The sequence below is a fragment of the Luteolibacter sp. Y139 genome (assembly GCF_038066715.1).
In the GTDB taxonomy this organism is placed as follows: domain Bacteria; phylum Verrucomicrobiota; class Verrucomicrobiia; order Verrucomicrobiales; family Akkermansiaceae; genus Haloferula; species Haloferula soli.
In genome coordinates this window covers 65,432-87,513 of record NZ_JBBUKT010000001.1, presented here as the reverse complement: position 1 = coordinate 87,513, position 22,082 = coordinate 65,432, and the positions used below count along the sequence as shown (strand labels likewise).

The following is a 22,082-nucleotide window of genomic DNA, read 5'->3' as shown; positions in this document are numbered from 1 at the left end:
TCGTTGATTTGGCGGATCATTGGGAAACGGCGGATTTTGAGGGCTCATTCTGCGGGCCAGAGGCTCCGCGCACCCAGCGGCAGGCAAGAATCGACGCGGTTCTGTCACGTCTGGCCCGCCTCGTTCGTCGAAGGGGTGGAATGATTTGCATGACAGGGAAAATCGAGTCCGACCGTCCAGACGGTTTGACTCCGACCGTCTGGACGGTTTGGTTGCGGCGCGGCATGGGAAAACTCACTTCATCGTCCCTCAGGGACCAACTGCTCGACGCGGCGGAAACGGTGGCGGCACGGGAGGGCGTTTCGCGGCTGACCTTTGATGCCGTGGCGGCCGAAGCCGGGGTCAGCAAGGGTGGCCTGCTGCACTATTTCACGAACAAGGACCAGCTGATCGAGGGGATGGTCCGGCGGGCGGCGGATGGATGGCGGCTTCATTTCACGTCGGCCTACGAGAATGCCTCGCCCGGGCCGGGGCGGATGGTGCGGGGGCTTTTACAAGGGTGTTTTACGGACGCCCAGTCGTGGACGGAGGAGCTTCGGCGCAGCTATTCTTCCGTGTTTGCCGCGTTGGCGCAGAATCCGGGTTTGGTGGCGCCGATGCAGGAGGCTTATCAGGAGCTTTACGGTTATTTGCAGGCGGATGGATTGCCGGATGGGGTCGCCGAGACCCTGGCGACGGCGATCGACGGACTATGGCTTTATTGGGTGCTGCGGTTGCGGCCGGTGAGCCAGGAGGACCTCGACCGGATGCGAGGGGTGCTGGAGCGGGCGCTCGCCCAGTCCATCGAATCTTCCAAGAAAACAGGATCTGAAACGACGACTCATCAGGAACCATGAAGGCATCGCAATGGATTGGATCGCTGGTGCTCATCGCCATCGTGGCGGGGACGGGCATCGGCTTGGCTGCTTGGAAAAAAGCGGACCAGAAGAAAGCGGCTGACGAGGCGGCAATGATGCCGGAGCCGATGGAGGCGGTGATTGTTAAGCCAGCTCGGGAGATTGAGCATCGCCGGACGACCACGGCTGTCGGCACCGTGCTCGCGCTGCGGTCGGTGACCTTGAAGAACGAGCTCGCCGGGACCGTGGCACGCGTCGACCTGACACCCGGCAAGGTGGTCGATGCGGGAGCCGAGCTGGTCGCGATGGATGTCTCGGTGGAGGAGGCCGAATTGAAAGCGCAGGAGGCTCAGGCGGCGCTGGCTGATGCCACGCTGCACCGTGTGGAATCGCTGGCTTCCAGCAGCGCGAGCTCGAAGAAGGATCTGGATCAAGCCAAGGCCGAGCACGATGTGATATTGGCCCAGATGGAGCGAACGAAGGCGATGATTGCTCGCAAGGTGATCCACGCGCCCTTCCGGGTCCGCATCGGCTTGTCGGATCTGCACCCAGGCCAATACCTGGAGGAGGGCACGGTGCTTACGACGCTACAGGGCGTGGACGAGGCCGCGCATGTCGATTTCACCGTCACTCAAAGCGTGGCTGAGGTTTTACACGAAGGCGACACGGTCGAGGTCATTGGTGCAAACAAGGATACGCCGGTGAGTGCCACCATCATCGCTCTCGATTCCCGAATCGATCGCGCCACCCGCAATGCGAACATCCGCGCGAAGGTTGCGGACGCCAAGCTGCTGCCGTCGCCTGGCGCTTCGGTGCAGGTGAACGTGCCCGTGGGTGGGCCGCGCAAGGTGGTCGCCATCCCCGTGAGTGCGATGCGCCGCGGGCCTGAAGGTGATCATGTTTTTGTGGTGGTTCCAGGCAAAGACGGCAAGCCGCGCGCCGCCATACGGATGGTGAAAGGCGGTGCGGTGCTGGGTGACGAAGTCATTGTCGAGAGCGGTCTAACCGCGGGCGAGCCCGTTGCCGCTTCCGGCTCCTTCAAGCTTCGCGATGGCGTGCTCGTCGCCGATGCCGGCCAAGCCCCGCCACAGGCTCACTAAAGCTCTTTCCCCACCCGGGCCATGCGTCGCTCCTTCACCGATATTTTCATCAAACACCCGGTGCTCGCCATCGTGGTCAACCTCGTGATCGTTCTCGTGGGTTGGCGTGCGATCGGCTCGCTGCCGGTGCAGCAGTTCCCGAAGCTGGAAAGCTCGTCGGTGCTCATCACCACGCTTTACTACGGGGCGAGTGCCGAGACGGTCCGCGGCTTCCTGACGACGCCGATCGAGCGTGTCGCGTCGCAGATCGGCGGTGTCGATCATGTGGAGTCCAGCAGTCGTGCCGGCGTCAGCACGGTGACCGTGCATCTCAAGCTGAACCACAACACCACCGCGGCGCTGGCCGAGATCAGCGCCCGGCTCCAGCAGGTCCGTGCGGAGCTGCCGCCGGATGCGGAGCCGCCGATGGTGGAGATCCAGCGCGCGGACCGGCCCTACGCGACCTTTTATCTGAGCTTCACGTCCAATAAGCGGAGTGTCTCAGCGGTGACCGACTGGTTGTCGCGCTCGCTTCAGCCGCAGTTTGCGACGCTGCCGGGGATCCAGCGGGTGACGATCGAAGGTGGACGGCAAATCGCGATGCGGATCTGGATCGATCCCGACCGTTTGGCCGCGCTGAATCTGACGCCGGGCGATGTTCACTCCGCGCTGCGGCGGAACAACTATTTGGCTGCGGTGGGACGGACCAAGGGCAACCTCGTGGAGGTCAACCTGCTCGCGAATACGGACCTGCGGTCCACGGATGATTTCGAGAAGCTGATCGTGGTCGAGCGCGACGGCGCGATCGTTCGCCTGACGGATGTCGCGAAGGTGGAGCTCGGTTCGGAAGAGCCCGACCTGATCGCGAAGCACAGTGAAAAGGAGGGTGTGTATCTGGGGATTTGGCCATTGGTGGGATCGAACGAGATCGATGTCGCCAAAGCGCTTGAAGAGGAAATGAACGTTATCCGTCCGACGCTGCCGGAGGACATCGAAATGAACCTCGCCTATGACGGGACGATGTTCATGCGCGAGGCGCTGAAGGAGATCAGCAAGACGCTGGGCGAGACGATCCTGATCGTGGGTCTCGCGGTGTTCGTTTTCATGGGTTCTATCCGCACCGCGCTGGTGCCCTTGATTGCCATGCCGATTTCATTGATCGGCACGGCGGCGATCATGCTGGCCTGTGGTTTCAGCCTGAACCTGCTGACCATTCTCGCGGTGGTGCTTTCCGTCGGTCTGGTGGTGGACGACGCGATTGTGGTGGTGGAAAACATCGAGCGCCACGTGCGGGAAGGGAAATCGCGCATTCAGGCAGCCTTACTGGGAGCGCGGGAGCTCAAGGGGCCGATCATCGCGATGACGATCACGCTGGCGACGGTCTATGCTCCCATCGGTTTCCAGGGCGGGCTTACCGGGTCGCTGTTCCTTGAATTTGCCATCACGCTGGCGGCGGCGGTGATCGTTTCGGGTTTCGTGGCGCTGACGCTTTCGCCGGTGATGAGCTCGCGCTTCATTCACAAGACGGGGCAGGAAGGATTCCTCACGCGTCTGGTCAATCGTGCCTTCGATCGCGTGAAGGCGGCCTACTCGGTGGCGCTGGATGGCGCTTTGAGCATTCGCTGGGTGATCCTTGGCCTGGCTGTCGTCATCATGCTTGCGGCGTGGCCGTTCTACAAGATGTCGGAGAGCGAATTGGCTCCGGTGGAAGACCAGAGCCACATCAGCCTTTTCCTGGACACGTCGCCGGACTCGACCATCGAGGCTGCGAATCGTGATTCGCAGGAGCTTGTGAAGAAGATCACCGCGTTCCCGGAGACCCGCTTCATGTGGTCGCTCACGGCGGGTTGGGGTGGATTTGGCGGGATGGCGATGAAGCCGTGGGACGAGCGTGACCGGACTTCGGAAGAAATCTACGGGCAGGTCTTTGGTGCGGTTTCGCAGGTGCCTGGATTGCGGGTGTTCCCGCGTTTGGATCCCTCGCTGCCGACACCGGGGCAGTATGATGTGGAGATGGTTCTTCAGACGGATGGACCTGTTCAGGAGTTGCTTCCGGTCGCCCAGCAGATCATAGGGGCTGGTTTCCAGAGCGGGAAATTCCTCTACGTCGATACCGACCTGAAGATCGATCGGCCCGAGGCGAAAGTGATGATTGATCGCGAGCGCCTGGCTGACCTTGGGCTCGACCTTGCCGGTGTGGGGCAGGAACTGGGCACCTTGCTTGGCGGTGCCTATGTGAATCGCTTCAACTACTTCGACCGCAGCTACAAGGTGATCCCTCAGCTCGGTGACAGCGACCGTGCGGCGGTGGGTCCGTTGCTTGATCTCAAGATCAAGACTCCGGATGGCGGGCTGGTTCCGGTTTCGACTTTCACGAGTGTCGAGGCCACTACTTCGCCGCGAACCTTGAACCGCTTCCAGCAGCGGAATGCGGTGAAGATCTTCGGCGGTGTGAAGCCCGGGATCACCAAGGAGGCCGGTCTTAGTGTGCTTGAGGGCGCGGCGCGGAAGGCGATCGCTCCGGGTGTCACGCTGGATTACGGCGGCGAGTCCCGGCAGATCCGAAAGGAAGGGTCGGCGCTGGTGGTGACGCTCGGCTTTGCGGTGGTGCTGATCTATCTGGTGCTGGCGGCGCAATTCCACAGCTTCCGTGATCCGTTGATCATCCTGCTCGGTTCGGTGCCGCTCGCGATTTCCGGAGCGCTGGCGTTCACGTTCATGGGCTTCACGACGATCAACATCTACTCGCAGGTGGGTCTCATCACCCTGGTGGGTCTGATTGCGAAGAACGGGATCTTGATCGTGGAGTTCGCGAATGAGCTTCAGGCGAAGGGATTGGAGAAGGTCGCGGCGCTGAAGGAGGCTGCGCAGACCCGTTTGCGGCCGGTTCTGATGACGACGGCGGCGACGGTCTTCGGGCATGCTCCGCTGATCTTCGTGACCGGTGCGGGTGCGGAATCGCGGAACAGCATCGGGATCGTGCTGGTGACCGGGATGATCGTGGGGACCCTTTTCACGCTGTTCGTGGTGCCGGCTTTCTACTCGATTATTGCGGGGAAACATCAGGCTCACGAGGAGATTGATGAGGAAGAAGTTTCCGGAGAGCTGGCACCGAGCGCGGGCTAAGGAAGGGCCCGCGGGGTTTGACAACCGGCGGCGCTCTTGCCTAGCTGCCGCCGGTGGCATTCCGAGCCGATCAACCCCCAGTTTCCGCACTGCGTCCCGTCGCCATCACCGGTGCCGGGATCTTGACGCCGATGGGCGCGGATCTGGCGGAGAACTCGGCAGGCTTTCGCGCGGGGCGGACTGCATTCCGCCCGGTGGATCTGTTTGATGTCTCGCGGCAACGGGTGGGCACGGCCGGGCAGGTCGACCTGCCTAACAGTGCGCCCGGTGTTTCGCGGAAGGCGTGGCAGCGGATGGATCGCGGGAGCCGGATGGCTTGGCTTGCGGCTCGTGAGGCATTGGATGCGGCCGGTTTGTCGGGCGGCGAGATGCCGGTGGTGATCGGCACGTCCGCTGCGGCGATGCCGGTGGGCGAGCGGTACTATCTTCAGGCGATCGAGGGGAAATCGAAGCGGGGGCAGCTCACGCGGGTGGAGACCTATCAGCCGCAGTTCCAGATGATGGAGATGATGCGCGCGCTCGGAGTTCGCGGGCCGCTGCGCATTGTCTCGAATGCGTGTGCATCGGGGGCGAATGCGATCGGGCATGCGTTTCAGATGGTTTCCGAGGGCAAGGCGGAGCGGGTGCTGGCGGGTGGGTATGATGCGCTGTGCCAGCTGGTTTTCGCGGGTTTCGATTCGCTGCAGGCGCTTTCGCCGAGTGGTATCCCGCGGCCTTTTGATGCGGCGCGAGATGGTTTGGCGCTTGGTGAAGGCGCGGGCTTCGTCGTGGTCGAGTCGCTGGAAGCGGCGAAGGCACGGCGGGCTAACATTTTTGCACGGGTGCTTTCGTATGCCGCGGCGACCGACATTCACCATCTCACGCAGCCGCATCCTGAAGGCGATGCGGCGCTGACGACGATGGAGAAGGCGACGCGTGCCGCGGGGCTGGAGCCGGAGCAGATTGATTACATCAATTCCCACGGCACCGGCACGCCGCTCAATGATGTGGCTGAGGCGCGTGCGATCTCGCGCTGGGCGGGGGATGCGGTTTCCAAGATCAAGGTCTCGTCGACCAAGTCGGCGATCGGTCACTTGTTAGGCGGTGCTGGTTCGGTGGAGTCGGTGATTTGCCTGCTTGCGCTGCGTGACCAGTTTTTGCCTGCCAGCTTGAATGTCCGCGAGATTGATCCGGTGGTGGAATTCGACCTTGTTCAACAACCGCGGGAGGCGGTGGTGAATACCGTGCTCACGAATTCCTTCGGCTTCGGCGGTGCGAATGCCACGCTGATCTTCCAAAAGGAGGTGCTGTCGTGATTCGCATCACCGGCACTGGCGCTGTGAGTTCGGCGGGTTGGGGCGTGCCTGCGATGATGGAGGCGCTGGATTCTGGTGCACGGCCGGAGCTTTCCGAGCTGGTTCGCGAGCGGAAGCAGGGCGAGCCGGTGAGCACGCCTGTGCTGCGGGTGCCGGCGGCGCCGTCGACCTTGCCGAAGAGTCCGCGGTTGCGGCGGGTGAGTCCGGTTTCGAAATTCGCGGCTGCGGCGGCAATGGAGGCGCTGGGTGCGGAGCGTGTGGCAAAGGCGGCTTCGGGTGAGATCCGGCTGGGAGTGGTTTGTGCGCTGTTCAATGGCTGCGTGAATTACTCGAACCGCTTCTTCGGCGAGGTGCTGGCGGATCCTTCGGTGGCGAGTCCGATCCTTTTCCCGGAGACGGTTTTCAACGCGCCCTCCAGTCACCTTTCGGCGCTCTTCAATTCGACCTCGCCGAACGACACGATCCTCGGTGATGGTGCGGAGGTTTATACGGCGCTGGAGATCGCGACGGAGTGGTTGCTGCGTGGGGATTGCGATGGGGTGCTGGTCGTTGCCCCTGAGGAGATCGATTGGCTGAGTTCGGAAGGCCTGCGTCTTTACTCGGGCAATGCGATTCCGTCCGAAGGTGCAGCCGCGCTGTATTTGGAAATGGGAGGCGAAGGTCCGCAGCTGCTTTCGATTCCGGATCCGGTTTTGTTAGGCGGCGGCGTGGACCGTGTGGCGGCGTTGAAGGAAGCCGCCTTCGCGGCTGAAGCGAGTGATGACGGTCGCACCTTGTTGGCAGATAGCCGCAGTGGCGTAGCGAGTTTCGACGCGCCGGAGAATGAGGCATTCAGGGCGTGGGCTGGTCCGCGATTTTCGGTGAAGCCGGTGCTTGGCGATTGCTTCGGGGCTTCGGCGGGACATCAGCTGGTGGCTGCGGTGGAGAGGCTTCGCCGCGGTGACGCGAACGAGGCGCTGGTAGTCACCTTGGGCGGCAATGAGCAGGCGGCAGCGTGTCGATTGGGGCGTTGAGGCGTGGAATGCGCTCGCCGTCCGGGTAGTTAGCGGTTGAGAAAGGAGCATGGTCTCCTCTCGTCGTACCTTTCTGAAGTCGTCGGCCCTCTGTGCGACAGGGATCGCGTCGGCGCAGGTGCCGGGCATCGTGGTCAAGCTGCCGGTGGGTGTCCGGGTGGGGCAGGTGGAGTTTGCCTTTGAGGAATTCAAATACCGCATGCCTTACAAGTTCGGTGGCACTGCGGTGGACCGGGTGACCTTGCTGAATGTGACGGTGGAAGTTGTTTCGCCCTCGGGCAAGGTGACCAAGGGCTTCGGGTCGATGCCGATGGGCAATGTTTGGTCGTTTCCCTCGAAGACGATTCCCTATGATGAAACACTTCAGGCGATGAAGGCGCTGGTGCCGAAGATCGCGGCGATCACGCGGGCGTTCACCGAATCCGCGCATCCGATCGAGATCAACCATCAGTTGGAGCCGGAGTATTTGAAGGCGGCGGCCGATGTTTCGCAGGAGCTGAAGCTGGAGACGCCAATTCCGAAGCTGTGCACGCAGGTGGTGGCGAGTGCCTTTGATGCGGCGCTGCATGACGCCTTCGGGAAATCGCTGGGGCTGAATTGCTACAAGACTTACACGCCGGAACTGATCGGGCATGACCTGTCGCGGTACCTCGGTGCAGATTTCAAGGGCGACTCGCTGCAGGCTCATGTGACCGAGAAGCCGCGCGACTGGGTGTGGCTGTTCCACTCGGTCGGCGGGCTGGATGCGGTGGTGGAGTCGGAACTGAAGGAGCGGGTGAATGATGGCATGCCGGAGACGCTCGCGGAGTGGATCCGCCGGGATGGCCTGCAGCGGATCAAGATCAAGCTGCAGGGCGGCAACCTGGAGTGGGACATCGAGCGGACGGTGTCGATTGATCGGGTGGCCCGGGAGACGCGGCCTGATGTCGAGTGGGCGTATTGCTGTGATTTCAACGAGGCCTGTGCGAATGTGGACTATGTGCTCGAGTTTCTGGCGAAGGTGAAGGAGCGCGCGCCGAAGGGATTCGAGAGCATCCTTTATCTAGAACAGCCGACGCGCCGCGACTTGAAGGCTGACTCGGGGAACCACATGCACAAGGCGGCGAAGTTGCGGCCGGTGGTGATCGATGAATCGCTTACGGATTTGGAGGCATTGTTGCTGGCGCGCGAGATGGGCTACACCGGTGCCTGTCTGAAGGCGTGCAAGGGGCAGTCCCATGCGGTGCTGATGGCGGCGGCGGGTCGCAAGTATGAGATGTTTCTCTGTGTGCAGGATCTGACGTGTCCGGGGGCTTCGCTGGTGCACTCGGCGGGGATTGCTTCCCATTTCGCGGGGCTTTCGACGATCGAGTCGAATGCCAGGCAGTATGTGCCGGCGGCGAATGCGGGGTGGACGGAGCGGTTCCCGGGGCTCTTCGATACGCGGGATGGCAAGCTGGCGACGGCGCAGCTCACCGGGCCGGGACTGGGAGCGGTTTCCTAGGAATGCTTGAAAGGCTGCCTGAAAAACTCAGGAGTGGCTCGCTTCGCCGAACGGAACCCGAAGTGAAAAGCGGACCCCCATAATCCGGAGGGCTCGGAGAGCCGTGTGTAAACGAGCAAGCGGCTGGCTGCCTGTTAGGACGCCACGTCCCGGCCTCTTGACCGAAAGTCGTGCGTCTGAAAGCCTGAATCATGCAGGAGAGGGACATCATCTGCCCGAACTGCGGAATGCGCCACGGCCGTGCGGCGAAGTTCTGTGAATGCGGGCAATCGCTGGTGGTGGTCGAGCCGCCAGCCCCGCCGCGGACCTTTTTTATCCTCAGCGCGTTTTTCTTCGGCGTCACCGTGTTGTCCGCGCGCCTCGCCGAGAAGAACGGTTGGGTCTACTTCCCGTTGGGCGGACTGTTGTTTGCGTCGGTTGCCTTCGTGCTCGGGTTGCGGTCGTGGCTTTGGTTCAAGCGGAACGGCGGCGATTGAAGGAATGCCGCACCGATCATGCCGGGCGTTCGCTGCAGTCGATCATCCCGCCCGGAGTCGTCAGGAAATGCATCGGCAAGTCATGCGAGTCAGTTGGCAACTCCGGAAGGACTTGCTCGCGGAAGCAGACGCCGACGCGCAGTGATTCCGAATGTGAGACCGCCAGGGCCCGGTCATAGTAGCCTTTGCCGCGGCCGAGGCGTTTGCCGCTCTGGGTAAAGGCCATGCCGGGGCAGAGGAAGAGTTCGATTTCCTCGATAGGGACGACCGGAGAGTCGGGCATCGGCTCGGGGATACCAAAGGGCCCGGGGTGGAGTCTCGGCAGTGAGGTTTCGACCTGATGGAAGGTCATGGTTTCCCCGGTGATACGGGGTAGGACCCATCGGCGGTCCGGCAACTCGGCCAACAGGGGCAGCAGTAGGGGCTCGCCGGGGATGGCGACGAAGGCGGCGATGGTTTTGGCCGGTTGGTCGGCGAGCCAGCGGGCGAGGTGACTGCGGATGGCGGTGGATTGCTCCATTTGAGACCCCAAGTCCGGGCGATTGGCGCGCAGGACACGGCGCAGGGCGGGCTTGGCGGGAGTTGTCACTTGCATTGGGCGGGCTGGAGCAGAAACCTAGCCGTCGTGAATCTCCGCTGGCAAGTCGTCGCCTGTTTCCTCGCTGTCTCCGTTGCTATCGGGGCGGCGGAAGAGAAGGCGAAGTTTGATTGGAAGCCGCCGGTGGTGGGTGCGGGCGTGTTTTCCGACAAGCTCGGGATGATCGAGCGGGAGCGTGAGGAATACGCTACCAATCTGGCTGGGTATGCTTCGAACCGGGTGGCGGCGGCGAAGGCCAGTGCGGCTTCGCTGAACGAGGCACGACGGCTTTTGGCGCTGTCCCTGCACCTCTCCTCACGCAATCGCAAGGCATTGGTGTTGAATTTCCAGCTTTCGCACGGCGTGGTGCCGGAGGCGGAACCGGACAACTATCGCCCGGAGGTGCTTGCCGGGTTGTTTTTCACGCGCTCGCAGGTGCTGAAGGAGCAGGGCGGGGCGGAGAATCTGCTGCTCGCGAAGGTATTCACGGAGCTCTCAGCGGAGATGGACCCGAAGAATGACGATGCGGTTTACGCGAGTGAATTGCAGCGACTGGATCAGGGCGGAGTGGATTGGTCGGTGCTGACGGATGTGAAAAAGCAGGCGAAGGAGCCTGCTGAAGAGGGGCGGCCGTAGGATTTTCACTCCGGAGGCGGGTGTGCGGTGATGCCGCGACCTCCCGCACGAGGGGCTTGCCAGCTTGGCGCGCGGGTCTACTCTACGCGCTCTTTTGTCATGAAAATCTGGCTCGACGGCGAATTGGTGGACGAATCGGCAGCGAAGGTGTCCGTGTTTGATCACGGCTTGCTTTACGGCGATGGCGTCTTCGAAGGCATCCGCTTCTACAACCGGCGGGTCTTCCGTCTGGAGGAGCATATCAAGCGTCTCTTCGAATCCGCCCGCGCGATCGTCCTCGAGATTCCGTGGACGCATGAGGAAGTCTGCAAGTTCGTGGTGGAGACCGTGGCGGCGAACGGCCTCGACGATGGCTATATCCGGCTGGTGGTGACCCGTGGTTCGGGTGGCCTTGGCTTGAATCCCTACCTCTGCAAGCGAGCCAGCATGTTCATCATTGCCTCGACGATCAGCCTCTATCCGCAGGAGCACTACGACAACGGCTTGTCGGTGATCACCTGTGCGACCCGCCGTCCGGCGCCGGCTGCGCTGATGCCGCAGGTGAAGTCGCTGAACTACCTGAACAACATCATGGCCAAGGTGGAGGCGATCCAGGCGAACGCCCTCGAGGCCGTGATGCTCAATGAGCAGGGCTACGTGGCCGAGTGCACCGGCGACAACATTTTCATCCTGCGCGACGGCGTGCTCTACACCCCGCTGGTGAGCGATGGCGCACTCGACGGCGTGACCCGCCGCGTGATCCTGGAGCTGGCCGACCAGCTCGGGGTGCCGAAGGTCGAGAAGTCGCTGACCCGCTACGACCTCTATATCGCGGACGAGTTCTTCCTCACCGGCACGGCTGCCGAGGTGATTCCGGTGGTCGCGTACGACCGCCGTGTGATCGGCGGCGGCAAGCCCGGTGAGATCACCAAGCGCTTCATCGCCGCCTTCAAGGAACTGGCGGGCTCGACTGGCACGCCGATCGATTGAGGCTGGAAGAGAGGCTCTGGAAGCCTTGTTGACGTTGCAAATTTTACTCCGCTATTCCGGTATGCCTATATACCGGAATTAGCGGAGTTCCCGTTTTCTCGGGGGTGGCGAGGACTTGCGAGACCTTTCCGGGTTCACAGGAAGGGAGGCCGGGTTTGCTGCTGGGAAAATCGGCTTTGTGCCGGGAGATTTCCTTTCGCAATCCGGCTTCGCACTCGTAGCTTTCCCTTGTTCATGGACTGCGACATCTGCGGCAAGCATGCAAAGGTGCACCTCACCCAACTGGTGGGCGGGCAAATCAAGAAAATTACCCTTTGCGACGACTGCGCCAAGGAGAAGGGAGTCACGGACCCGACCGGCTTCGCGCTGGCGGAAATGCTGCTCGGGAAGACGCCTGGGAAGGTGGTTCCGGCGGCTCCGGCGGTGGCGGGGAGCGGGCGGAAGTGCCCGACCTGCGGATTCACGCTGGAGGACCTGCGCCGCATCCGCCGCTTCGGCTGCGCGGATTGCTACAACACTTTCCGCGATGATGTGAACCAGATGCTCCGCGGCATGCACAAGGGGCCGAAGCATTGCGGCAAGGTGCCTGCCGGAATGATGGAGCTCCATGAGCGGACCCAGCGACTGGAGGAACTCCGCGGGAAGCTCGACCAGGCGATCACTTCCGAGAACTACGAGGAAGCCGCCGGCCTGCGCGATGAGATCCGCCAGATCGAGATCCGCGCCGCGGCCGCCAAGCAAACGACTGACGATTCACTGCCATGATGCGCTTCACCACGCTGATCAAGAACCCCGCCGACTGGATGACCGGCGAGGGTGCTGACAATGCCATCGTGCTCACGTCCCGCATCCGTCTCGCCCGTAATCTGCGAGGCGAGTCCTTTCCCGGATGGGCGAAGAAGGAGGAGCGGCGCCATGCGCTGGAAGTCATGCGGCCGGCCGTGGAAGGACTGTCGGTCATGAAGGACGCCTTTTCGCAGGAACTCGACGACCTGACCTCGGTGCAGAAGCAGGTGCTGGTGGAGCGTCACCTGATCAGCCGCGAGCACGCCGCCCGTGGGGAAGGCAGTGCGGCCGTGATCGAGCGGCGGCAATCGATCGCCCTGATGTTGAATGAAGAGGATCACCTGCGGATGCAGGCGATCCGGCCGGGGATGTCGCTGCGGGGGGCTTTCGAGTCGCTGTCGGCGATCGACGATGAGTTAGAGAACGCGCTCGAACTGGCCTTCGACCACGAGCTCGGCTACCTGACGACTTGCCCGACGAATCTCGGGACCGGCCTGCGGGCCTCGGCGATGCTGCATCTGCCGGCGCTGGTTTTGAGCGACCAGATCGGCCAGGTGCTGCAGGCGGTGAACAAGATAGGGCTGGCCGTCCGCGGTCTGTATGGCGAGGGGACGGAGTCGCTGGGGAACCTTTTCCAGATCTCCAACCAGTCCACGCTGGGCGAGAGTGAAGAGACAATTTTACGCAGGCTGGAGCGCGTTATTTCCCAAGTTGCGACACATGAGCGCAATGCCCGTGACAAGCTGTTGGAGGATGACCCGGCGATGGTCAGCGATAAGATCGGCCGGGCCTACGGGGTTTTACGGCATGCGTGGATCATTGATTCCAAGGAGGCCCTGACTCATCTTTCCTTGCTACGACTAGGCGGAGACCTCGGTTTTCTGCCCCAGGATACGGTGAAAACCTGCGACGCACTGCTGATGGATATTCAACCGGCACACCTCCAGCTACACAGCGGGCGTAAGATGACGCCAGAGGAGCGAGACTCCATTCGTGCCGAAATTGTACGCGGCCGGTTGCAAAGCCTCGAAGCCCCTGATATTCGTTCTACGAGAAAGAAAGACGAGTCCGACCCAGACCCTGAAATTTTATGAATAACTTCACTCCCAGAGCCCAACAGGTGCTGGCCCTTGCACGAAAGGAGGCCGACCGCTTTAACCACAGTTACGTGGGTACCGAGCATCTCCTGCTCGGTCTCATCAAGCTGGGTCAGGGTGTCGCGGTCAACGTGCTGGAGCGCATGGGGCTCGACCTTGAGAGCGTCCGCATGGAAGTCGAAAAGGAGGTCGGAACCGGCACCGGCCAGAAGATCTCCGGAAGCATCCCCTACACGCCCCGCGTGAAGAAGGTGCTGGCGCTTGCCAACAAGGAAGCGAAGGCGCTCAACCACAGCTACGTGGGCACCGAGCACATCCTGCTCGGCCTGCTCCGCGAAGGTGAAGGTGTGGCTGCCCGCGTCCTGCGCCGCATGGATGTGGACATCCAGCGCACGCGCAACGAGATCCTTGCCGAGATCGACCCGAACTTCACGCCGGATGACGACGATGATGACTCGGACGACGAGGAAGACGAAAGCTTCGAAGACGAAGGACAGGAAGGTGGCGAAGAGCCGGAAGCCGAGGGCAAGACCAAGACCCCGGCGCTGCGTGCCTTCGGCCGCGACCTGACCAAGCTCGCCCGCGACCATGAGCTCGATCCCGTGATCGGCCGTGAGTCGGAAATCGAGCGCGTCATTCAGATCCTGTGCCGCCGCACGAAGAACAACCCGGTGCTCATCGGTGAAGCCGGCGTTGGCAAGACTGCCATCGTCGAAGGCCTCGCCCAGGAGATCGCTTCGGGCAATGTTCCGGAAATCCTGCGCGACAAGAAGGTGATCACCCTCGACCTCGCGTTGATGGTGGCTGGCACCAAGTACCGCGGCCAATTCGAGGAGCGCATCAAGGCGGTCATGGACGAGATCCGCAAGGTGAAGAACGTGATCCTGTTCATCGACGAGCTGCACACCATCGTGGGTGCTGGCTCGGCCGAAGGAGCGATGGATGCGTCCAACATCATCAAGCCCGCGCTTTCCCGTGCCGAACTGCAGGTGGTGGGTGCGACGACGCTCAACGAGTACCGCAAGTACATCGAGAAGGACGCCGCGCTTGAGCGCCGGTTCCAGCAAGTGAAGGTGGAAGAGCCCTCCGTGGAAGACGCCATCAAGATCATGCAGGGCTTGCAGGAGAAGTACGAGGCGCACCACAAGGCGAAGTTCACGCCGGCAGCCGTCGAGGCCTCGGTGAAGCTCACCTCGCGCTATCTCACCGGCCGCTACCTGCCGGACAAGGCGATCGACGTGCTCGACGAAGCTGGCGCCCGCGCCCGCATCGGCACGATGACGCGCCCGCCGGAAATCAAGCAGCTGGAAGCGGACATCGAACAGGTGAACCGCGAGAAGATCGGTGCGATCGGCGAGCAGGATTTCGAGAAGGCCGCTTCCTTGCGCGACAAGGAGAAGCACATCAAGAAGTCGCTCGAAGAGACGCTGAAGAACTGGCGCTCGAAGTCCGAGGAAACCGTCGTGGAAGTCGGTGACGAGGACATCATGGCCGTGGTCTCGAAGTGGACCGGTGTTCCGCTCCGCCGCATGGAGGAGAAGGAAGCCGAGAAGCTGCTGAAGATGGAGAGCGAGCTGGAAGGTCGCGTGATCGGTCAGGACGAGGCGGTGAAAGCCATCTCGAAGGCCCTGCGCCGCTCGCGTGCGGATCTCAAGGATCCGCGCCGTCCGATCGGTTCGTTCCTATTCCTCGGCCCCACCGGTGTCGGCAAGACCTACCTGGCCCGCAACCTCGCCGAGTTCATGTTCGGCGATCCGGATTCGCTCATCCAGATCGACATGTCCGAGTACATGGAGAAGTTCACCTCCAGCCGCCTGATCGGATCGCCTCCGGGATACGTCGGCTATGAGGAAGGTGGCCAGCTTTCCGAAGCGGTCCGCCGCCGGCCTTACTCCGTGGTGCTCTTCGACGAAATCGAGAAGGCTCACCCAGATGTCATGAACCTGCTGCTCCAGATCCTGGAAGAAGGCATGGTCACGGACTCGCTGGGTCGCAAGATCGACTTCCGCAACACGATCATCATCCTCACCTCGAACGTGGGTGCCTCCAGCATCAAACGCCAGACCTCGCTCGGGTTCGGTGCGATGTCGGAAGACGGTGCCGACTTCGAAGGCATGAAGGACAAGATCCTTGAAGAGTCGAAGCGCTACTTCAAACCGGAGTTCCTCAACCGCCTCGATGACCTCGTGGTCTTCCACATGCTCGAGAAGAAGGATCTCGACCAGATCGTGGACCTCGAAATCGACAAGCTGGTCAAGCGCCTGCGCGAGAAGGACATCACGATCCAACTCGAAGCGAGTGCCCGCGACCTTCTGGTCAAGAAGGGTTACGATCCGGCCTACGGTGCGCGTCCGATGCGCCGTGCGGTGGAGCGCTACCTGGAAGATCCGCTGGCCGAAGCCCTGCTGCGCGGCGACGTGAAGCCTGGCGACACCGCCAAGGTCATCTGCCCCGAAGGCAAGGAAGAGCTGGTGTTCGAGAACATCGGCACGAAGGCCGAGCCGGACAACGCGGGGGTCTGATAGGAATCATCTAACGAGCGCCCGCCTGTGGAAACGCAGGCGGGCGTTTATTGTTTGATAGGGAGGCTGGATCGACGGTGTCCAGTCGTGGGGGCGCTGATTTACGAGGGGGAGCTCGGGCCTCACCCCGCATGAGGCGTCCCTTCAGGACGCGGGCGGTGTGCTGCGCTTACCCGGCACTTCGTGCCGGGCTATTATGAGCCGTCCCGTTGGGACGAAGAGGGGTGATTCGTCCCTTTGGGACGAAAGGCAGGGCTGTGAGGGGGCGTTCGGGCGGAATGAATTGTCTGGAGGAATCGAAATGGCCCGAACCACTTCCGCTGCGCTCCACTTCCGCGCTCCCAGTGGGGGTGTCCCCAATGTTTAGCGCTCGCGGTCGGTTTTGGGGTCCGGGTCGCCGCGTTGGGGGACGGAGGGTTGGCCGGTGGCGGCTTGCTTGAGCTTGAGGATGCTATTGCGCTCGACCTCCAGTTTCATGCTGCCGCCGCGGACGGGGGAACTACTGCGAACGTAGTAGCGATCGGTGACTTCGATTTCGCGCCACAGGCCGCGGATGAGGTTGATGCGGCCGTTTTCCGCCATGACCTTCTTGTCGAAGTTGGCGGAATGGAGGGTGACTTCAAAGGGCGCGGGGACGTGGCCGGCATCGTCGGTGATGTAGACCTCGACTCGCAGGGGGCCGATGTAGATGGCGACGAGGGCTGCTATCGCTGCAAGGGGAAGGCCGTAGTGCCAGCGCCGTTGTTTCCGCTCGGGCAGGGGAGGTGGCTCCGGAGTCGGCAACGGCGGTGGCTCATCGATCATGGCACCTGATTGAGCAAGCGGACGGTGTCGGGTGCGGGGCGGAGCAGGGTGAGCTTGCGTCCCTCGGGAGTAGTGACCGCGGTCCCGATGGCGGGCGGGTGATCGGTGCCGGCGAGGGATGACACGAGCTTGGCGGCGGCCGTGGCGAAGGCGTCGGCGGACTTCTCCGAATCAAGGCGGATGTCCCAAATGAGATGCACGTCAGTGTCGCTGGTGGCATGGAGGCGATAGCGGTCGCCGCGCCATGCATCTGCGAGTTTGGCGGACTCTTCGCCGAGTGGTTCAAGCCACAGTTTCAGGCCCAGCATGCCGGCGCTTTCCTCTAACAGAACGTTGCCTGGCGTTTCAGGCAGGGTGACGGGCGAGGCCTGGAGGCCCTCGTGCTCGGGAAAGAAGTCGGCGGTGATGGCGGGCGGCTTGTGAAGGGCTCCCATGAGCTCCTCCTGGTCCATCAGCCGCCCGGCTCGTGGCAGGCCAAGTGCAGACGGGAAGGTGGCGATGCCGCGGACGAAGGGGGGCAAGCTCGCCATCAGCTCGCGTGCCTCCGGATTGTCCTTCAAGCCGGTGAAACCGATGCCGAGTGCCTGGAGTGCGAGAAAGCGATTCTCCACCGCCATGGCTGCCCCGTGATGCAGCGCCTCACGGCAGATCGCCGCTTCGTCGCCCGGCCAACCGGGCGCAGGCGGGTATTGTTGATGGAGAAGAATGCGGGCCAGGGTGCGGATCAGCGCGGCCTGATCGGGTATGGCCTGCGGGTCGAAACGATCGGTGACCCAGCCTTCGCCGCTCTGTTCATCGAACCACGAACGGGCACCGACCGACTTGGTTGCTGCGAGCTGCGAGGAGAAGATGTCGCCCGAGGTGAGCAAGCCCATCAGTGTCCACGCCTGCTGCCGCGAATCGAGTTCGTTCGGACCGTAACGGGCCTCGATCGAAGCCGCGATGCGATCCTGCAATTCCTCACCGGCGATGCGGTGGACCTGCGGGTTACTCTTGAAATCGAAGCCGAGCGACTGTTCGACGAAATCGATCAGGTCCTGTGGTACCTTCACCTCGCCGCCGCCTTGGGAGAGCGAGCGCAGGCTTTCGTTCTCGCGCTTGAGCAGGTCGACCTCGTTCTCAAGCGCGGTGATCCTGCCGCTGGAGTCGTCGCCTTCGGCAGCTTTGGCAGAGTTGCGCCATTGCAGGCCTTGCATCCAGCCTGCGGTGCCAATGGCCGCGCCGAGCAACCACGGCAGGAGAGTTTGCGGACGCATGAAGACGTGAAAAGCGAATCAGCGGACGTCCACCAAGGGATTGAAGCTGACGAGGGCGGGGCCGCGAAGTTTCGTGGCGATGCCCGTCGGCTCGACGTTGATGGTGATCGGCAACTGCGCGGCACCGTCCGCATCGTAGGTGGAGACGAGGCGCTGGAGCGGGGTGTCTTTGCCCGAGTTGGAAGCCGTGGCTTTCTGGGCGTCGAAGACCTGAGCTTCAACCATCTTGCCTTGGAGTGGGCCGGGCTTGATCGAGTATCCGAAGCGGCACTTGAGAAGGCGGTCTCCCACGGCATTGAAGATCTCGCAGGTCAGCGGACTTCCCTTGTCGCTGAGGCGATAGACCACTTTCCGCAGATCATTCCCTGATCCGTAGACCATCTCGGAAGTCGCCCGGGGTTTGCGTTCCGGCTTCGGCGCTGCCTTTTCCAGAGTGGGTGCAGGAGCCGCGGTCTGTGGCGAAGCGGCAGCAGGTTCCGGGTTAGGGGAACGGAGAGTCGTCACCGCAAGATAGCCGACGGGAAGAGCAATTCCGAGGGTCCATGGAAGCCACTTTGGAAAGCGCATGGCGGGTGGGGGTGATTATTTGCCGACGGGCTTGGCGCGCGGATTGGCCTTTGGCACGGCTTGCTGATCGGGCTTCTGGCCATCGAAGGGATCATACTCCAAGGCCGAGGGGCCGAAGACTTCATCCGCGGTCTTGCCGGGGATGGTGGTGATGGAGATGGGTGCGTTGCGGTTTCCCTGCGCGTCGTAGGTGTAGATGAAGCGGCGCACGGGGATCTCTTCGCCGGTCTTCGGGTCGGTGCGCTTCGCGCGGGCATCGAACATTTGTTCCTCGACCAATTTCCCGTAGGTGAGGCCCTGCTTCCGGCTGTAGCCGTAGCGGGATTTGAAGAGCCGGGTGCCCTTGCCGTCGAAGATGTCGCAGGTCTTCGGGTTGCCCATGTCATCGAGGCGGTAGACGGTCTTGAGGACGGCTTTGCCTTCCGGGCTGACGGTCTTTTTGGTGATGACGGTCATGTCGCGGGTTCGCTCGAAGTATTCGCGCGAGCCGTCCTTGTTGGTCTTCACGCTGGCGTAGGGGCCCTGCACTTCTAGGCCCGGGACGCCGGCGTGGGCGAGGCCGCACGAGAGGGCGGCGATGGCGACGAGGGTTTTGAGGTTCATGGGGGCGGACATTAGGGCTTGGCCGGAGGCGCTGCAAGTGGCCATTTCCCAACAGACATGTGGTGGAAAACGGGACGCAAGCGGCTGGATCTGAGCCGGCGGGGAAGGGTCATGGGCATCCTGAATGTCACTCCGGACTCCTTTTCGGATGGGGGGACGCACGCCGGGGTGGCCGCCGCCTTGGGGCATGCGCGGCGGATGATCGCGGAGGGGGCGGAGATCATCGACATCGGCGGGGAATCGACCCGTCCCGGGGCGGCGGAGGTGCTGGTAGCGGAGGAGATCGGGCGGACCGCGCCGGTGATCGCGGCGCTGCGGGAGGAGTGGGAGGGGGTGATTTCCATTGATACCATGAAGGCTTCGGTCGCTGCCGCGGCGCTGGAGGCGGGGGCTGACATCGTGAATGACGTGAGTGGCCTGACCGGGGATCCGGAGATGGCTCCGCTGTGCGTGAAAACCGGCTGTGGGGTGGTGGTGATGCACATGCAGGGCGATCCGCGGACGATGCAGGTGGCCCCCCACTACGATGACGTGGTGGCGGAGGTGCGGGCGTTTTTCGAGGAGCGACTGGCGGCGCTGATTGCTGCGGGGCTTGATCCAGAAACGATCTGCTTCGATCCGGGAATCGGCTTCGGGAAGACGGTGGAGCACAATCTGGCGCTGCTGCGGGCCTTGCCGGAGCTGGGGGCCGGAGGGCGTCCGGTGCTGCTCGGGGTGTCGAGGAAGTCCTTTATCGGGCGAGTTCTCGGGAGTGCCGACCTAGCGGACCGGTCGTGGCCGACGGTGGCGATCACGGCGTGGGCGCGGGAGGCGGGTGTGATGATCCACCGGGTCCACGAGGTGCTGCCGAACGTGCAGGCGCTGCGGATGACCGAGGCGATCCTGCATCGTGGAATCCCCCATTCTCCGGATGAATGATTTGGTGAATGGTTTCGTCCAATCCCGCGAACGAACTCATGAAAGCGATCACGCTCAAAGCCACCGCCCTGATTCTCGCCTGTGCCGGGACTTCCTGCATGACCACCTACGACGCCTATGGCCGGCCGGTGCAGACGGTCGATCCCGGTGCCGCGACGGCCATGGCAGTCGGAGCCGCCGCCGTGGGCTATGCCATCGGCGAGCACAATGACCACCACCACTACCATGGCGGCTACTACGGCCCTTATTACGGGCCGGGCTGCTGGTGAACCGGCACTGATTTCCCCTCGCGGGGAAAAGCAAATGACAGTGGGGTGCGCCCCGGCGTAGTATCCCGACCGGGATGGTGTGGGACTTTGTCAGGCTACATTGGCGCGACGGGATCGAAATTTTGATCCTGGCGATCGCCATCTATCAGATTTTCCGGGCCTTCCGGGCGACCCGAGGGGCGCGGATTCTGGTGGGACTCGTGGTCATTCTGGTGGCGATCACCTTGCTGCTGCGGCTGTTCGAGTTCGCGGTGATTTCGTGGTTGGTGACGCGGGCGGCGATCTTGCTGGTCTTCGCGGTGCCGATCATTTTCCAGCCGGAGCTGCGCAATGCGCTGGCGAAGCTGGGGAGCAGCCGGCTGTTCTCGTTCTCAAACAAGAGCCAGCTCGACTTCCTGGAGATCTTCGAGGACTCGGTGGTGGCGCTGTCAAAGAAGCGCATCGGGGCTCTGTTTGCCATCCAGCGGGACATCGCGCTGAAGCCGTATGAGGAGACGGGCGTGATGCTGAATGCGGACTTCTCGCCGGAGCTTTCGATGACGGTGTTTTTCCCGAAGACGCCGCTGCATGACGGCGGGATGGTGATTTCGAACAAGAAGGTGACGGCCGCGGCATGCGTGTTTCCGGTGAGCCAGCGCGAATTGGCGGACCGCTCGATCGGCCTGCGTCACCGTGCCGCGATCGGGGTGTCGGAGGAGAGCGACTGCGTGGCGATCATCGTCAGCGAGGAAACCGGCTCGATTTCCATCTGCATGGACGGGCACTTGGAGCGGAATCTGGGCGAGGAGAAGTTCCGTTCGCGGATGGCGGAGATCTTCCTCGCGACCGACAACAATCATGAGAAAGGCGTTTCGAAAGAACCTGATCCCCAAGATCGTGTCGCTGCTGCTGGCGACCGCGATCTGGTTTCTGATTAGGGAGCACCTGCGGGAACAGGGTGAGCTGTTCGGTCCGGGCGACAAGCCGCCGCGGGCTTTGCTGGTGCCTGAGGAGGATCCGCCTTGACCGTGTCGCCGCGGGGGGGCACCGCTGCGGCGTGAGCTACTTTGTCACCGGCACTGATACCGGCGCGGGCAAGACCCGTTTCTCCTCTCTTCTGGTCGCGGCGCTGCGTGCGGAAGGCATCGATGCGGCGGGCTTCAAGCCGGTGTGCTGTGGTGATCGCGATGATGCGGTGCAGCTGGCGGCTGCGTCGGGTGGCTTGGAACCGGAGCAGGTGAATCCGGTGTGGCTGAAGGCGGCGGTGGCTCCGCTGGTGGCAGGGATGCTGGAGAACCGGCCGGTGGATCCGATCGCACTGTTGATGGCGACGAGGGATTTCATTGCGAGTCACGCGGAGGTGGTTGTCGAAGGTGTGGGTGGGTGGCGCGTTCCGCTGGCCGAGGGGTATGACATGGCGGACTTCGCGACGGATCTGGGGTTGCCGGTGATTGTGGTGGTGGGCAATCGGCTTGGAGCGCTGAACCACACGCTGCTGACGGTGGATGCGATTCGTGCGCGTGGGTTGGAGATCGCGGGGCTGGTGATCAATCACCTAGCGGATGAGCTGGATACGGCGGCGATCACGAACAAGGGGATCATTGAGCAGCTGACGGGTTTGCCGATCCTGGCGGAGATCATCCATGGGCAGGACTTCCTGGAGGTGGAGCCTTTCCTTGGATCTTGAGGGGTTAAGTTTCACCCGATGCCGCGCGAGTGCGCCGCCCCTACCGGGGCGGGTGAGCTTTTGATCCGCATCCGGTGGCTCACGCCACCGGCTAAGTTCCGAGG

At 62.6% G+C, this 22,082-nt stretch carries 21 protein-coding genes; 16 read left to right on the top strand and 5 right to left on the bottom strand.

Annotated elements, in window-relative coordinates:
* Positions 1 to 8 precede the first annotated feature (8 nt).
* The 7 genes from WKV53_RS00390 to WKV53_RS00360 all read left to right on the top strand — a co-directional run bounded on the left by WKV53_RS00390 (position 9) and on the right by WKV53_RS00360 (position 9,308).
* A complete protein-coding gene (locus WKV53_RS00390; protein ID WP_341402270.1) occupies positions 9 to 836 on the top strand; it encodes a TetR/AcrR family transcriptional regulator in 828 nt (275 codons plus the stop codon).
* Positions 833 to 1,936, top strand: coding sequence for an efflux RND transporter periplasmic adaptor subunit (locus WKV53_RS00385; protein ID WP_341402269.1), 1,104 nt, complete (start codon positions 833 to 835; stop codon positions 1,934 to 1,936). The genes WKV53_RS00390 and WKV53_RS00385 overlap by 4 nt, the downstream gene beginning before the upstream one ends.
* A 21-nt stretch (positions 1,937 to 1,957) precedes the next feature.
* Complete coding sequence (locus WKV53_RS00380; RefSeq protein WP_341402268.1) at positions 1,958 to 5,041, top strand: efflux RND transporter permease subunit; 3,084 nt, start codon at positions 1,958 to 1,960, stop codon at positions 5,039 to 5,041.
* A gap of 53 nt (positions 5,042 to 5,094) precedes the next feature.
* The gene (locus tag WKV53_RS00375) at positions 5,095 to 6,336 is read left to right on the top strand and encodes a beta-ketoacyl-[acyl-carrier-protein] synthase family protein (RefSeq protein WP_341402267.1); all 1,242 of its coding nucleotides are present in this window, start codon (positions 5,095 to 5,097) and stop codon (positions 6,334 to 6,336) included.
* A complete protein-coding gene (locus WKV53_RS00370; RefSeq protein ID WP_341402266.1) occupies positions 6,333 to 7,349 on the top strand; it encodes a beta-ketoacyl-[acyl-carrier-protein] synthase family protein in 1,017 nt (338 codons plus the stop codon). The genes WKV53_RS00375 and WKV53_RS00370 overlap by 4 nt, the downstream gene beginning before the upstream one ends.
* Positions 7,350 to 7,398: 49 nt before the next feature.
* On the top strand, positions 7,399 to 8,832 hold the full coding sequence (locus WKV53_RS00365; protein WP_341402265.1) for an enolase C-terminal domain-like protein: 1,434 nt from the start codon (positions 7,399 to 7,401) through the stop codon (positions 8,830 to 8,832).
* A gap of 191 nt (positions 8,833 to 9,023) precedes the next feature.
* Positions 9,024 to 9,308 carry a hypothetical protein gene (locus WKV53_RS00360; RefSeq protein ID WP_341402263.1) on the top strand — a complete coding sequence of 95 codons (285 nt, stop codon included), beginning with the start codon at positions 9,024 to 9,026 and terminating at the stop codon, positions 9,306 to 9,308.
* Positions 9,309 to 9,324: 16 nt separating this feature from the next.
* Here WKV53_RS00360 and WKV53_RS00355 read toward each other — a convergent pair whose 3' ends face one another.
* On the bottom strand, positions 9,325 to 9,903 hold the full coding sequence (locus WKV53_RS00355; protein ID WP_341402262.1) for a 5-formyltetrahydrofolate cyclo-ligase: 579 nt from the start codon (positions 9,901 to 9,903) through the stop codon (positions 9,325 to 9,327).
* A 30-nt stretch (positions 9,904 to 9,933) separates the two neighbouring features.
* Between WKV53_RS00355 and WKV53_RS00350 the strand changes: the two genes are divergently transcribed.
* From WKV53_RS00350 to WKV53_RS00330, 5 genes are all read left to right on the top strand, one after another.
* Positions 9,934 to 10,521 (top strand): hypothetical protein, encoded by a 588-nt coding sequence (locus WKV53_RS00350; protein ID WP_341402261.1) that lies wholly within the window; start codon positions 9,934 to 9,936, stop codon positions 10,519 to 10,521.
* 99 nt (positions 10,522 to 10,620) lie between these two features.
* The gene (gene ilvE / locus WKV53_RS00345) at positions 10,621 to 11,490 is read left to right on the top strand and encodes a branched-chain-amino-acid transaminase (RefSeq protein ID WP_341402260.1); all 870 of its coding nucleotides are present in this window, start codon (positions 10,621 to 10,623) and stop codon (positions 11,488 to 11,490) included.
* A 234-nt stretch (positions 11,491 to 11,724) separates the two neighbouring features.
* Positions 11,725 to 12,255: a UvrB/UvrC motif-containing protein gene (locus WKV53_RS00340; RefSeq protein WP_341402259.1), complete on the top strand. Its 531-nt coding sequence runs from the start codon at positions 11,725 to 11,727 to the stop codon at positions 12,253 to 12,255.
* Positions 12,252 to 13,370, top strand: a complete 1,119-nt coding sequence (locus WKV53_RS00335; protein WP_341402258.1) for a protein arginine kinase — start codon at positions 12,252 to 12,254, stop codon at positions 13,368 to 13,370. Before WKV53_RS00340 ends, WKV53_RS00335 begins: the two co-directional genes overlap by 4 nt.
* Positions 13,367 to 15,895 carry an ATP-dependent Clp protease ATP-binding subunit gene (locus WKV53_RS00330; protein WP_341402257.1) on the top strand — a complete coding sequence of 843 codons (2,529 nt, stop codon included), beginning with the start codon at positions 13,367 to 13,369 and terminating at the stop codon, positions 15,893 to 15,895. Before WKV53_RS00335 ends, WKV53_RS00330 begins: the two co-directional genes overlap by 4 nt.
* A 363-nt stretch (positions 15,896 to 16,258) precedes the next feature.
* On the opposite strand, the gene WKV53_RS00325 is transcribed toward WKV53_RS00330, so the two are convergent.
* From WKV53_RS00325 to WKV53_RS00310, 4 genes are read right to left on the bottom strand one after another with little or no spacing between them, the layout of a single operon-like run.
* Complete coding sequence (locus WKV53_RS00325; protein ID WP_341402256.1) at positions 16,259 to 16,699, bottom strand: hypothetical protein; 441 nt, start codon at positions 16,697 to 16,699, stop codon at positions 16,259 to 16,261.
* Complete coding sequence (locus WKV53_RS00320) at positions 16,696 to 17,955, bottom strand: hypothetical protein (RefSeq protein WP_341402255.1); 1,260 nt, start codon at positions 17,953 to 17,955, stop codon at positions 16,696 to 16,698. Before WKV53_RS00320 ends, WKV53_RS00325 begins: the two co-directional genes overlap by 4 nt.
* A gap of 18 nt (positions 17,956 to 17,973) precedes the next feature.
* Positions 17,974 to 18,522: a hypothetical protein gene (locus WKV53_RS00315; protein WP_341402254.1), complete on the bottom strand. Its 549-nt coding sequence runs from the start codon at positions 18,520 to 18,522 to the stop codon at positions 17,974 to 17,976.
* A gap of 15 nt (positions 18,523 to 18,537) precedes the next feature.
* Positions 18,538 to 19,125, bottom strand: coding sequence for a hypothetical protein (locus WKV53_RS00310; protein WP_341402252.1), 588 nt, complete (start codon positions 19,123 to 19,125; stop codon positions 18,538 to 18,540).
* A 57-nt stretch (positions 19,126 to 19,182) separates the two neighbouring features.
* Here WKV53_RS00310 and folP point away from each other — a divergent pair, with 57 nt between their 5' ends.
* From folP to bioD, 4 genes are all read left to right on the top strand, one after another.
* Positions 19,183 to 20,043 (top strand): dihydropteroate synthase, encoded by an 861-nt coding sequence (gene folP, locus WKV53_RS00305; protein ID WP_341402251.1) that lies wholly within the window; start codon positions 19,183 to 19,185, stop codon positions 20,041 to 20,043.
* A gap of 38 nt (positions 20,044 to 20,081) precedes the next feature.
* Entirely contained in the window at positions 20,082 to 20,312 is a 231-nt protein-coding gene (locus WKV53_RS00300; RefSeq protein ID WP_341402249.1) for a hypothetical protein, read from the top strand.
* A 74-nt stretch (positions 20,313 to 20,386) separates the two neighbouring features.
* Positions 20,387 to 21,229, top strand: a complete 843-nt coding sequence (cdaA, locus tag WKV53_RS00295) for a diadenylate cyclase CdaA (protein ID WP_341402248.1) — start codon at positions 20,387 to 20,389, stop codon at positions 21,227 to 21,229.
* A gap of 119 nt (positions 21,230 to 21,348) precedes the next feature.
* A complete protein-coding gene (gene bioD / locus WKV53_RS00290) occupies positions 21,349 to 21,978 on the top strand; it encodes a dethiobiotin synthase (protein WP_341402246.1) in 630 nt (209 codons plus the stop codon).
* Positions 21,979 to 22,082 lie beyond the last annotated feature (104 nt).